This window comes from Photobacterium sp. AWH4_225 (assembly GCF_056158405.1).
In genome coordinates, this window is record NZ_JBSWTF010000002.1 from 64,298 (window position 1) to 77,321 (window position 13,024).

The 13,024-nt window shown below is 50.8% G+C and carries 8 protein-coding genes; all 8 read left to right on the top strand.

Going from position 1 to position 13,024, the window contains the following annotated elements:
- The first annotated feature begins 400 nt into the window (after positions 1-400).
- The 8 genes from ACXAD4_RS16530 (at position 401) to ACXAD4_RS16565 (ending at position 13,023) form a co-directional block, all read left to right on the top strand.
- Complete coding sequence (locus ACXAD4_RS16530) at positions 401-1,048, top strand: TetR/AcrR family transcriptional regulator (RefSeq protein ID WP_475242862.1); 648 nt, start codon at positions 401-403, stop codon at positions 1,046-1,048.
- A complete protein-coding gene (locus ACXAD4_RS16535; RefSeq protein ID WP_475242864.1) occupies positions 1,042-2,406 on the top strand; it encodes an efflux RND transporter periplasmic adaptor subunit in 1,365 nt (454 codons plus the stop codon). Before ACXAD4_RS16530 ends, ACXAD4_RS16535 begins: the two co-directional genes overlap by 7 nt.
- Positions 2,403-5,513 (top strand): efflux RND transporter permease subunit, encoded by a 3,111-nt coding sequence (locus ACXAD4_RS16540; protein WP_475242865.1) that lies wholly within the window; start codon positions 2,403-2,405, stop codon positions 5,511-5,513. Before ACXAD4_RS16535 ends, ACXAD4_RS16540 begins: the two co-directional genes overlap by 4 nt.
- Positions 5,514-5,665: 152 nt before the next feature.
- Positions 5,666-6,169, top strand: coding sequence for a phosphatase PAP2 family protein (locus ACXAD4_RS16545; RefSeq protein WP_475242866.1), 504 nt, complete (start codon positions 5,666-5,668; stop codon positions 6,167-6,169).
- 14 nt (positions 6,170-6,183) lie between these two features.
- Positions 6,184-7,290: an MJ1255/VC2487 family glycosyltransferase gene (locus ACXAD4_RS16550; protein WP_475242867.1), complete on the top strand. Its 1,107-nt coding sequence runs from the start codon at positions 6,184-6,186 to the stop codon at positions 7,288-7,290.
- A 348-nt stretch (positions 7,291-7,638) separates the two neighbouring features.
- Positions 7,639-8,595, top strand: coding sequence for a transcriptional regulator LeuO (gene leuO, locus ACXAD4_RS16555; RefSeq protein ID WP_475242868.1), 957 nt, complete (start codon positions 7,639-7,641; stop codon positions 8,593-8,595).
- A gap of 296 nt (positions 8,596-8,891) precedes the next feature.
- Positions 8,892-10,706, top strand: coding sequence for an AMP-dependent synthetase/ligase (locus ACXAD4_RS16560; RefSeq protein WP_475242869.1), 1,815 nt, complete (start codon positions 8,892-8,894; stop codon positions 10,704-10,706).
- Positions 10,707-11,304: 598 nt separating this feature from the next.
- Complete coding sequence (locus ACXAD4_RS16565; protein WP_475242871.1) at positions 11,305-13,023, top strand: acetolactate synthase 3 large subunit; 1,719 nt, start codon at positions 11,305-11,307, stop codon at positions 13,021-13,023.
- Position 13,024 lies beyond the last annotated feature (1 nt).

A 13,024-nucleotide genomic window follows, 5' to 3' on the forward strand; every position in this document is an offset into this window, starting at 1 on the left:
TAATTGAAATATATCCACAAACTTGGTTAACAAATGAATACCAAATAGACAGGCTGGCAGTCAACCCTAAATTGCATGTTTATTTTCTTTTCTTGGTTATTCAGTTGATATTCCGTGGTTGTGATGACAAATCTGACCAGTTGTATTCATAGTAGCTATGGCGGAGTCGCATGGAAAGGGCGGAGTTTATAACCAGTAAAGGCAAAGCAGAATGTTATTTCTTTGTTGGTATCACATCAAAGAGGGTAAATCTCTCATATATTAAAATTAATCAATTGATTAAATTGTGGGGAATTAATGCCCTGTTAGTCTGACGGGCAAAGCTTAAAATTAATCAAGTGATTAATTGAGCGAAGTGAATGCAGAATGTGCGTTATAGCAGAAGGTTTAGGGAGGCGTCATGGTGGGTAAGGCAGGACGCCCTGTCGGTGATTCAGATGCCCGGCAGCGGTTGATTGTTGAAGCGAGGAAGCTGTTTGTCAGCTTGCCTTACGGCAAGGTGTCGACACGAATGATCGCTAACCGTGCTGACGTCAATGTCGCTTTGATCCGCTACTATTTCGCCAACAAGGCTGGCCTGTATGAAGCCATGCTGAGAGAGACGATTACCCCGATCCATGCCCAGTTGAAAGTTGCCTTGAACAAAGGGGACTTTGCCTCTATCGGTGATTTGATGCGTACCTATTATCGTATCATGGCACCGAACCCGGACATGCCGAAATTGATCGCCCGGGCCATGATGATGGAGCCGGCAGATCTGCAGCGTCAGACCATGGAAAAGATCTTCAACGAGGTGGCACGCCCGGCGATTGAAGTGATGTTCCAGCAATTGCAAAAGCAAGGTGAGCTCAGGGCTGACGTTTGCCCGGATAAGGCGAGAATGAGTTTTATCAGTTTGATGGTATTCCCTTTTCTCATTCCGCCCTCGTTGCTGACACTGCAAAATATTGAAATGGATGAAGTTTATCTGGCTGAACTGGCCGAGCACAATGTCAATTTGCTGGTACGTGGCCTGACAATGCCAAAGGAAGAGAATAAACCATGCTGAAGAATCGAAAATTACTCCTGTTCCCTGCTGTATTGGTTGGTGTGGTGATTTTGGTACTGGCCATTAACCTGCGTCCGTCACCGGAAGTGAAGCCGGCGCTCGAGCGGGCCCGGGTGGTGGATGTGATTAATCTTGAGCAGCAGTTGCTCGCACCACAAGCGGCGGGCTTTGGCCGGGTTGCCCCCAAGGTAGAATGGCAGGCTATCGCCGAAGTCTCGGGCAAGGTGGTATATCGCCACCCTGATTTGAACAAGGGGCGGGTGCTCGACGCCGGAACGGTGTTGCTGAAAATTGACCCGCTTGATTACGAGCTGCGTTTGGCACAGGCCGAAGCAGACGTCAGTGCTAGTCAGGCCCAGTTGGCCAAGCTCGGGCAGGAAGAGCAAAATCTCAAAACGACGCTTAAGATAGAAAAAAATCGCCTGGCAATCAGCAAGAAAGAGTTAGCGCGAAAGCAGGAGCTACGAACCAAAGGGCTAACCTCGCAATCGACGGTTGACCTTGAGCAGCAGAATGCATTGGCCAGCCAAAAAGTGGTGCAGGAAATCGAGAACCAACTCATCGTGCTGCCCAATGAGCGAAAAGTGACGCTCGCCCAGCTGGAAGTCAACCAATCGCAAGTGAGGGAGGCGAAACGCTCGCTGGAAAAAACCGTGATCACCTTGCCGATTGATGCCCGGATCTCCACGGTCGATATCGAGCAGGATCAGGTCGTCAATACCCAGCAGGTGATGGTAGTGGCTCACGGTATAGATACGGTAGAAATTGATGCCCAAATCGCCCTGCATGACATGCAGGTATTGGCGGCCAGCCTGACTCAATACACTGCCCATGCTGATGGTAAGCCGCGCGCCGATCAGCTGGATCTCAGTGCCAGTATCCAGCTCTCGAGTGGTAGCTTTATCCAACAGTGGCCGGCTGAGGTGACCCGGATCAGCGATACGGTGAGTGCCAACCAGGCAACCGTCGGGGTGATCCTCGAGGTGGATCAGGACTATAGCCAATTATCACCAGAAACGGCTCCGCCATTGGTCAACGGTATGTTTGTCGAAGCCAGGCTTTCGGGCCAGCCTAACCCGCATTGGGTGATCCCCGAGCGGGCCCTGCATGGGGATAAAGTCTATTTGGTCGATGGCGATAGCAACCTGAAAATTCAGCCGGTTACAGTATTGTTTCGCCGTGACGGCCAAGTGGCGATTAACGGTGATCTAGCATCCGGTACCCAGCTGGTGGTTAATGATCTCTTGCCTGCTGTGGCGGGTATGGCGCTTAAAGTTGTGACGGTTAATGGCAAGCCTGTTGAAGAGGCTCAAGACCAAGATCAAGGTCAGGTATATGATCTGGAGCCGGCATCATGATCCGTTATTTCTCCCGCCACCCAACCGCTGCCAATCTGATGATGTTGGCACTGATCATTTTAGGCCTAGTGTCGCTGCCGAAGATCAAACGCGAAACCTTCCCTGAGTTTGCGCCGCCTTACATCATTGCCTCGGTGGTTTATCCGGGTGCTTCGCCACAGGAAGTGGAAGAGAGCATCTGTATGCGAATGGAAGATGCCGTTGATGGGCTGGCCAATATTGTTGAGACCCGCTGTGAAGCGGTGGAAGGCTCGGCATCTTTGATCCTCAAGTTAACCAATAGCGAAGTCGTATCGCGGATGCTGGTGGATGTTCAGACCCAGATCAACGCGATTAATGATTTCCCGACTGAAATCGAGTCACCGATTGTCCGTGAGCTGGACTGGAACGAGCCGGTGGTAGATGTCGCGATCAAAGCCGACACCAGCTTGCCGCACCTCAAAGCTTATGCCGAACAGCTCAAACGAACCCTCAAGCTCGACTACGGTGTCTCGTTGGTCGAAGTCAGTGGCTTTTCCGATCACCAGCTTCGGGTGGAACTCGATGAGGTGGCGATTCGCCAGCTAGGGCTCAGTGTCAGTGATATCGCCAGCAAGCTGAGCCGGCAGAATATTAAACTGCCTAGCGGCAATATCGAGTTGGCAGACCGTAATTTGTTGATTCGTTTTGATGAGCAGAAAATTACGCCTGAGACGATTGCCCGCACAGTTGTCGGCGCCGATGCCCAGGGGGCGGTGCTGCGGTTAGGGGATGTGGCGACCATTACCGACCGTTTTGCCCTTGATGAACAGAAGGTGTTGTTTGATGGTGTGCCGTCGGCAATGCTGCGGATCAGCAAGAATAAAGCAGATGATGCACTGCGGATCAAAGAGCGGGTCGAAGCCTTTGTCGAGGCTGAAAACCAGCGCGCGCCGACTGGCGTAACCCTGACTTTGACCAATGATCTTTCTTCTTTGCTTTGGGACCGTTTGACCATGATGGTCAAAAATGGCTGGCAGGGGGTGATATTGGTCTTTGCCGTCATGTGGTTGTTTTTCTCTTTCCGCTATTCGTTCTGGATTGCCGCAGGGCTGCCGGTCGCCTTCCTCGGCAGTATGTACTTGATGGCGACCTTCTCGCTGTCAATCAACATCATGTCCCTCGTTGGCTTGCTGATGGCGATCGGGATCATGATGGATGATGCGATCGTGATTTCCGAGTCGATAGCCTCCCACCTTGATCGCGGGCAAAAGATCCAGGATGCGGTATACAACGGAGTGAAGAAAGTGTTGCCGGGGGTCGTGTCGTCATTCCTTACCACCATCTGTATTTTCGGCAGCTTGATTTTCCTCGAAGGGGAGATGGGGGCGGTGCTGCGGGTAGTGCCGCAGGTGTTGATCTTGGTACTGTCGATCAGTTTGATCGAGGCGTTTTTGATCCTGCCAAGTCACCTCAGTCACTCCTTGCATCGCCAGAAACAAGAGAAGCTTCCGCCCCGCTGGAAGCAGCGATTCTTGGCCGGGTTTGAACGGTTCCGCAATGAGCGCTTAGTGAAAATGGTGGCTGTGGTCGTACAGTGGCGCTATCTGTTTGTCGGCGGAGTTATTGGTTTGCTGTTTGCCTCATTTGCCTTACTGGCAGGTGGAGGGCTCAAGTTTGTTGGTTTTCCCGAGTTGGATGGCGACATTGCCGAAGCGAGGGTCATTTTGCCACCGGGTTCTACCTTGGGTCAGACCGAAGCGGTGGTCGATGAAATCGTGGCTTCGGCAAAACGCCTTAATGAAGAATGGAGCGAACGTAACGAAGGCGGTGAGTCTTTGGTGAGGAATATCACCGAGCAATTCAACTTCAATGCCGATGCTGACGAGAACGGGCCGCATGTCGCTACAGTTAGGCTTGATTTGCTCAGTGCCGAGATCCGCAACAGTATGATTGATGAGTTTATCGATGCCTGGCGGGAAGATGTTGGCGAGCTGGCCGCCCCGGTGGCCTTGGTTTACAAGCAGCCAATGATGGGGCCGGGTGGGCGTGCTATTGAAGTACGGATGCAGCACGATGACTTGGCGATGCTCAAGGCCGCATCTATCGAAACGCAGCAGTTCTTCAATGAGTTTGCTGGGGTCTCTGGCGTGCTAGATGATATGCGGATGGGTAAACCTGAAGTGCTGATCCGATTGCGTCCTGGTGCGGAGGCGTTTGGTGTCGATGGCCAGATGATAGCTTCCCAGCTCCGTTCGGCCTATTTCGGCCAGACTGCTGATGAAATCCAGATTGGTCCCGAGAACATTGAAATCGAAGTGATGTTCAACAAAGAGCGGGCGGCAGATCTGCAAAACTTATCGAGTTTCCCGATCATTTTGTCCGATGGCAGCCAGATCCCACTGGCCTCAGTGGCTATTCTCGAGCATCAGCGTAATTATGTCCGTATCCAGCGGATCAATGGTTTGCGCACACTCAGTGTGTATGGTGACCTGCAAGAGAGTGTGATCAGCTCTGGCGAAGTCCTGAACCAGTTCAGAACCAAGCTGATGCCCCAATTGCAGCAGGACTACCCGGGACTGCGCTTTGATTTCGAAGGGGCGGCTAAGGATACCGCGGAAACCGGCCAGTCGATGGCGACCGGTTTTATGCTGGGTATCTTCGGTGTGTTTGTGATCCTCAGCTTCCAGTTCCGCAGTTACCTCGAGCCGTTCGTGGTATTGCTGGCGATACCACTCGCGTTGATCGGGGTATTCTGGGGCCATTTACTGCTGGGGCACCCGCTGAGTATGCCGAGTATGATGGGCTTTGTATCGCTGGCCGGGGTAGTAGTCAATGACTCTATCTTGCTGGTGCAGTACATCCGGCATCATCTCGATGATGGTGACGATATTGAGAAGGCCGTGGTACAAGCGAGTCGCGAGCGATTCCGGGCGGTGTTCCTTACCTCCTTGACGACGGCTGCTGGTTTGTTGCCTCTCATGTTGGAAACCAGCCTACAGGCTCAAGTGATAAAGCCTTTGGTGATTTCGATTGTGTTCGGGATCTTCACCTCGACCTTGCTGGTGCTGTTTATGATCCCGGCGGCGTATGTCATTCTCTCTGACTTCAAGTTGGTGCACCGCCACGAAAAATTGGTCTCTGCGTAGCGTTTAATTTTCATAGCTACAGATAATCCTTCCGTTGTTCTTTTCTGTACAGGGCGCGGAAGGATTGTCATTATCCCTCCTCCAAAGCGTCACTGCGATGTCATATCCCTTTCCTAATCTGAACAAGAGTTAATCAGCTTAGGATCTGGACAATGACCTTACTGACACCGTTACAGCGAATGGACTACGCTTTTTCGGCACTTTGCCTTTGTCACCGTTTCAACATTCAGGTTGCGCAGTTAAGTCGCGCGGTTTCCCACACCGGGGATGGTCACCTGTATGTGATTTTCGCGGCACTGGTGTGGATCGCCGATCCCTTGCAGGGCGCAGAGGTCGTGGAAACAGGCCTGCTGGCCTTTGCCCTTGAGCTCCCCGTTTACCTTGTCCTAAAAAACAGCTTAAAGCGCAATCGCCCGGCTGCGTTGCCGAGCTTCATTACCCCGTCGGATAAATACAGCCTGCCATCGGGCCATACTGCAGCGGCGTTTGTGATGGCGTCGCTTATCACAGCGTTCTACCCCGATACAGCCTGGTTTATTTGGCCGTGGGCGATAGCTATCGGCTTTTCCCGAGTATTGCTAGGCGTGCACTACATTACCGATGTCATTGCCGGGGCTTTGCTGGGCATTTTCTGCTTCCAGCTGGTGAGCTTTTAAGGAGTATCCAATAGATGAAAATCCTTTATGGTATTCAGGGAACAGGGAACGGTCATATTTCTCGAGCGCGTGAAATGGCGAGGGCGTTTTCGGCATTGGGAGCCGATGTGGACTTCCTGTTCTCAGGTCGACCGGACAACCGCTATTTCGATATGGACTGCTTCGGTGATTTCCAAACCCGGCGCGGGCTAACCTTTGTGACTGAAAACGGCGAAGTGAGCCGCTGGAAAACCCTGACCAGTAACCAGATTGGCACCTTTGTCAGGGATGTCAGCAATCTCGATGTGTCTGGCTATGATGTAGTGCTTAATGATTTTGAGCCGGTGTCGGCTTGGGCTGCCAAGAGGCAGAAGGTCCACAGTATTGGCATTAGCCATCAGAATGCCTTTTTGCATGATATCCCGACTCAGGGACAAACTTGGTTTGATAGTATGGTTATAAGAGGATTTGCCCCGACGGTTCAGCAATTAGGGGTGCATTGGTTTCACTTCAACCAGATGATCTTACCGCCGATCGTGCCCGTTACCGAGGCGCCGAGAGCCAATGATAGGTCGGTGTTGGTTTATTTACCATTTGAGAGCTTGCCAGCAGTGCTTGAGCTGCTGACTCGATTTACTCAAATTCATTTTTACTGCTACCACCCTGAAGCTAGTGAAGACAGTGAGTATAACAATGTCAGCGTTCGTCAGCTCAACCGGGAAAGCTTTCACCACCGCTTGCATCAATGTTGTGGGGTGATTGCCAATGGTGGGTTCGAACTGCCCTCGGAAGCGATGAACCTCGGCAAGAAGTTATTGCTCAAACCGCTCCATGGCCAGTATGAGCAGCTCAGCAATGTGATGACGCTGGAGATGATGGGATTGGCTAACTCGATGAGCTACCTTGACCCTGCTGCGGTGAGAAATTGGCTGGATAGTATCCCAGCCGGCAGGGTTAACATCCCAGATGTGGCAAAGGCTGTTGCTAGCTGGGTTCTCTCGGGGGAGTGGCATAACTGTGATGAATTATGGCAGCAGTTATGGGATAAGGTTGAGTACCCTGAGGTTGTCGAAGAAGCGATGATTGAATGGTATACAAACGCTGAGCCAAGCCGCTACAAATCTTCAATAACATCGGTGTGATTTTTCGACGCTCACCTTATTTTAAAAGGCCGATTTAGGCCTTTTTTTGTCTCTTCCAACCCTTTAATTTTGCTTATAATTGAAGCTTTATTTTAATTATAGATATTTTAGATCTTTTTATATCCAACCTAACGTCATGAAATGTAAGTGTTTGTATTCTGAATTCAGATTTTTATATATCACTGCATCAATTTGCTGACACTCGCCTATTTATTTCGTCAATCTATTTGAAACATACTGGCACCACCCCGAGAGAGGGAGTCAGTTTTCAGAGGCATTGGAATGCCCAGTTATTCACCGGCGGCATAATGGATTTTGCCCCATAACGGTAATCTATAGAGGCAAATAATGGCACGCAGAAATTCATCTATTCACCCTGCTGATGGGTACAAAATGGAATCCAACTTACGTAGCGTTGATTTGAACCTGTTGACTGTATTTGATGCAGTGATGCAGGAGCAGAACATCACCCGTGCAGCACACAACTTGGGTATGTCCCAGCCGGCAGTAAGTAATGCCGTTGCTCGCTTGAAGGTGATGTTCAACGATGAGCTGTTTATCCGTCATGGTCGCGGTATTCAGCCTACCCAGCGTGCCAAGCAGTTGTTTGGTCCTCTACGTCAGGCACTGCAGTTGGTGAAAAATGAGCTGCCGTCTTCTATTTTTTCACCAGAAACGTCAACCCGTACCTTTAAGCTGGCGGTGTGCAGCCCTTCTGATATGCGTTTTGCACCGCGTATTCTGAGCAATGTTGCCGAACAAGCACCGTATGTACGTGTGCAGGTTGAAGCTGAACTGGACGCTGAACTGACCCAGAAAATGCGTTACCAGGATATCGATTTTGTTATTGATTACGTGCGCTTTGATGAGCCGGGCTTCTGCAGTACTGAACTGTTTACCGATGAGTTGGTTGTCGTGGCTGCGGGTAACCATCCGCGTATCGGCGAGACGATCAGTGAGGCTGAATTTAGCCAAGAGCAACATGCGGTAATGAAGTCGATCCCTGGGGTGAAGATGTTTGCCGACCACATCTATCATTCTCATACCAGCTACCAGGAAGCCTACCAAGGCGCGAGCCTGAGCAACATCATGTATGTGGTTAGCCAGTCTGAGCTGATTGCTGTAGTGCCGCGCTGGCTTGCTAATGTGACCGCTGCCAGCCAACAGCTGAAGATCTTACCGCTACCGGTTGAGTCGGCCAAGATTGCCGGTTACCTGAGCTGGCATGAGTCGTCACAGAAGGACAAAGGTCACATCTGGATGCGCGATCAGCTACTTGCTGTATGTGGTGATAGCTCTCTCTAAGTCCGGGTGGTTACCTTATTGTTATGAAGCCAGCGTGAGCTGGCTTTTCTTTTTGTTAGCGAGTCTGTGCGTACCGTTATACTGGTAGTAGGCGGAAAGTTAGACGTATTTCCTTACACTTTGTAGCCATGCTATTAGGGAAACGTAGAGCCTTTGTAATATCTGGCTTTTCAGTTCTGGTCGTACCAGAGAAATGGGGATTTTGTGAGGTCACAGAGTTGCCTTTTTCCCTGCGTCACGGGTAGACTCCCCAGCGGAATAGGCTTACAGGTGTAAGCCCGAATGGCAGAGTAGTTATGGCTAAACGTGAATTTCATATCGTCAACCGCATTCGTTCTCAAGTTGAGCGTTTAGGTGACCAGGTTGCATTACGCCACCAAGTGGCGGGTCAATGGCAAGATATCCGCTGGACTGAGTTTGGCGATCAGATCCAACAACTAGCACTGGCAATGATTGGACATGGTCTTAATGTCCAAGACAAAGTCGGTATTTTCTCCAACAATATGCCGCGATGGACAGTGGCTGACTTCGCAACCTTGTACAACCGAGCTGTAACTGTCCCAATTTATCCAACCAATACTCCACAGCAAGCCGCGTACATCATTAACGACGCTGGCGTGCGTATTCTGTTTGTCGGCGAGCAGGCTCAGCTGGATGCTGCAGTATCGGTTGCGGCAGACTGCCCTGATTTGGAACATATAGTGGTGATGGGTGAGGTAGAAAACCTGACCGAACATCCGTTGGTGATCCGTTTTGAAGACTTCCTTGCCGCTGCTGATTCTGCGCCAACTCAGACCCTGACCCAGCGTGTTGATGAAGCGGCAATGGACGATCTGCTGACGCTTATCTATACCTCAGGCACGACCGGTACGCCAAAAGGGGTGATGCTGGACTACAGCAATATTGCCTCGCAGATTGAAGGCCACGACCAGAAGCTGGCTCTGGAAGAAGGCGATGTATCGCTTTGTTTCTTGCCGTTGTCACATGTCTTTGAGCGCGCGTGGACTTTCTATGTCCTACACCGCGGCGGTGTGAACTGCTACCTGTCTGATACCAACCTGCTTAAAGAAGCTCTGGCCGAAGTGAAGCCGAATGTGATGGCGGCAGTGCCTAGGGTCTACGAAAAGATTTACTCAACTGTCCACGACAAAGTGTCCCGTGCGCCTTTCCAGCGCAAGGTGATCTTTACTTGGGCGGTGAATATGGGCGCCCGTATGGCACTGGCGCATCAGGAGTGCCGTGAGCCATCCTGGATGCTGAAGAAAAGCCATGCCCTAGCAGACAAGCTCGTGCTGTCGAAGCTGCGCGCTATTCTGGGCGGTAACATCAAGTTTATGCCGTGTGGTGGCGCTAAGCTGGATGAGAGCATCGGCCGCTTCTTCCATGCTATCGGCATCAACGTCAAGCTGGGCTACGGCATGACCGAGACTACTGCAACAGTATCGTGCTGGGATGATAGCTGCTTTAATCCGGATTCTATCGGGATGCCGATGCCGGGTGCGGAAGTGAAGATTGGCGAGAACAACGAAATTCTGGTCCGTGGTCCGATGGTTATGCGTGGTTACTACAACATGCCGGAAGAGACCGCCAAGAACTTTACAGAAGACGGCTTCCTGAAAACCGGTGATGCCGGTCATATTGATGAGAAAGGTAATGTGTTTATTACCGACCGTATCAAGGAGCTGATGAAGACCTCGGGTGGTAAGTATATTGCCCCGCAGGTGATCGAAGGCGCGATTGGTAAAGATCACTTCATCGAGCAGATCGCGGTGATTGCTGATACCCGTAAATTTGTCTCGGCCCTGATTGTTCCTTGTTTCGAAACCTTGGAAGAGCATGCCCGTGAGCTCAACATCAAGTACCAGGATCGCATGGAGCTGGTCAAGCACAGCCAGATCATCGAATTGATCGAAAAGCGTGTGGTCGAGCTACAGAAAGATCTGGCACGCTTCGAGCAGGTTAAGAAGTTTACCCTGCTGCCAAGCGCGTTCTCGATGGATAAAGGTGAGTTGACCCCGACCCAGAAACTGCGTCGTAAAGTGATCCAGGATCGCTACCATCAGCAAATTGAACGTATGTACGAAGAGAGCCATAAAGCAGCGACGAAGTAATATTGCTGAATCTACTGCTGAATTAGCTGAACTTGTTTCAAGAGGAGAGCCGCGGCTCTCCTTTTTTATGCCTGATGCTCACCCCTTGGCGGTTAGCATGCCTTTGACGTCATTTTGGCGACTATCTATTTTCGGTTACATGTTCTGGTTCGAACAGTTAAACATTCTGAATTTGTCGGTTATTAAGAGGAATATATTCTGCAATCTGTAGCACGTTCCGTGATGATCTTGATGGATATTTGCTCATTTTAGAGGATACGAGTTAACTGCCTTTAACCAATAGACTTAGTTGCTAAAAAAACGTTACAGTTGTTGCGGTTTACTGCTCGGGTTATGACCCGAGTAGGTGACATAGCATGAAAGCACGATTTCATTTTATTAGGCTAAAAATAAGCCCTAACTATGTTATATCAGCCTGTATAGCTAATTGAGGCACCAGGTACTCTGGTCGCTGTATTTCCTGAGTCAGGCTAGCGCAACCCGTGCTGATGCCCAGTTTGTTTGTCCCTCCAGTCAAACAGATGGGATCAGGCCGCTAGCATGAGGTTTGGAATGAATTAGCTATGCAGGGTGGTATACGCGACCTGGAGGCAGAAATATGGAAATGTTGTCCGGCGCCGATATGATCGTTCGTTCGATGATCGATCAAGGCGTGAAACATATCTTCGGATACCCTGGTGGTTCAGTACTTGATATCTACGATGCGCTGCATGAGAAAAGCGATATCGAGCACGTACTGGTCCGTCATGAGCAAGCGGCAGTGCATATGGCAGATGGTTATGCCCGTGCCACTGGTGATGTTGGCGTGGTGCTGGTGACATCCGGCCCCGGAGCAACCAACGCCATTACCGGTATTGCTACCGCTTATATGGACTCCATTCCAATGGTCGTGCTCTCCGGCCAGGTCATGAGTAACCTCATCGGTAACGATGCCTTCCAGGAGTGTGACATGGTGGGGATCTCCCGTCCTGTCGTCAAACACAGCTTCTTGGTGAAAAAGCCTGAAGACATCCCAGAGATCATCAAAAAAGCCTTCTATATCGCCTCGAGCGGCCGTCCAGGCCCTGTGGTTATCGATATCCCTAAAGATATGCTCAACCCGGCTGAGAGCTTCCCGTATAAATATCCTGAGTCGATTGCGATGCGCTCGTACAATCCGACGACGCAAGGGCACAAGGGGCAGATCAAGCGCGGCCTAAAAGCCCTGTTAGCGGCCAAGAAACCTGTGTTGTACGTGGGTGGCGGTGCGATTATGGCAGATTGTAGCCCGCAGTTACTCAAGCTGGCAGAAAGCCTGAATATCCCGGTGGTCAATACCCTGATGGGCTTGGGTGCCTTCCCTGGTTCGCACAAGAACAACCTGGGTATGCTGGGGATGCATGGCACTTACGAAGCCAATATGGCCATGCACAACTCGGATCTGATCTTCGGTATCGGGGTACGCTTTGATGACCGTACCACCAACAATGTCGAGAAGTACTGTCCGAATGCAACCATCATGCACATTGACGTCGACCCGTCATCTATTTCCAAGACCATTGCAGTAGATATTCCGATCGTTGGCTCGGCCGATACGGTGCTTAACTGCATGTTGAAAATGCTTGATGAGCAAAATGGCCAAAACGATGATGCTGCCATTGATAGCTGGTGGAGCGAAATTGAATCTTGGCGCGGGCGCCAGTGCCTGAGCTACAAAAAGGATAACGAGCGTATCAAGCCGCAGGAAGTGATTGAGGTGCTTCACCGGCTGACTGACGGCGATGCCTACGTCGCCTCGGATGTTGGCCAGCACCAGATGTTCGCCGCTTTGTATTATCCGTTTGATAAGCCTCGCCGTTGGATCAACTCCGGTGGTCTTGGCACCATGGGCTTTGGCTTGCCAGCCGCGATGGGGGTGAAGTTTGCTCTGCCTGATGCCGAGGTGGTCTGTGTAACCGGTGATGGTAGTATCCAGATGAATATCCAGGAGCTTTCCACCGCATTGCAGTACGATATCCCGGTTAAGATCATCAACCTCAACAACCGTTTCTTAGGAATGGTAAAGCAGTGGCAGGACATGATTTACCAAGGCCGCCACTCTCATTCCTACATGGACTCGGTACCTGATTTTGCTGCCATTGCCGAGGCATATGGCCATGTCGGGGTACGGATCTCCGATCCGAACAAACTGGAAGATGAGCTGGAAAAAGCGCTGGCGCTGAAAGACAGGCTGGTGTTTATCGATATCAGTGTCGATGAGACAGAGCATGTCTACCCAATGTTGATCCGCGGTGGGTCAATGAGTGAAATGTGGCTGAGTAAAACGGAGAGAACTTAAT

Excerpts from the sequence above, each read along its gene's own strand:
- ACXAD4_RS16530 (WP_475242862.1), top strand. The coding sequence starts at position 401 with ATGGTGGGTAAGGCAGGACGCCCTGTCGGTGATTCAGATGCCCGGCAG.
- ACXAD4_RS16535 (WP_475242864.1), top strand. The coding sequence starts at position 1,042 with ATGCTGAAGAATCGAAAATTACTCCTGTTCCCTGCTGTATTGGTTGGT.
- ACXAD4_RS16540 (WP_475242865.1), top strand. The coding sequence starts at position 2,403 with ATGATCCGTTATTTCTCCCGCCACCCAACCGCTGCCAATCTGATGATG.
- ACXAD4_RS16545 (WP_475242866.1), top strand. The coding sequence starts at position 5,666 with ATGACCTTACTGACACCGTTACAGCGAATGGACTACGCTTTTTCGGCA.
- ACXAD4_RS16550 (WP_475242867.1), top strand. The coding sequence starts at position 6,184 with ATGAAAATCCTTTATGGTATTCAGGGAACAGGGAACGGTCATATTTCT.
- leuO (WP_475242868.1), top strand. The coding sequence starts at position 7,639 with ATGGCACGCAGAAATTCATCTATTCACCCTGCTGATGGGTACAAAATG.
- ACXAD4_RS16560 (WP_475242869.1), top strand. The coding sequence starts at position 8,892 with ATGGCTAAACGTGAATTTCATATCGTCAACCGCATTCGTTCTCAAGTT.
- ACXAD4_RS16565 (WP_475242871.1), top strand. The coding sequence starts at position 11,305 with ATGGAAATGTTGTCCGGCGCCGATATGATCGTTCGTTCGATGATCGAT.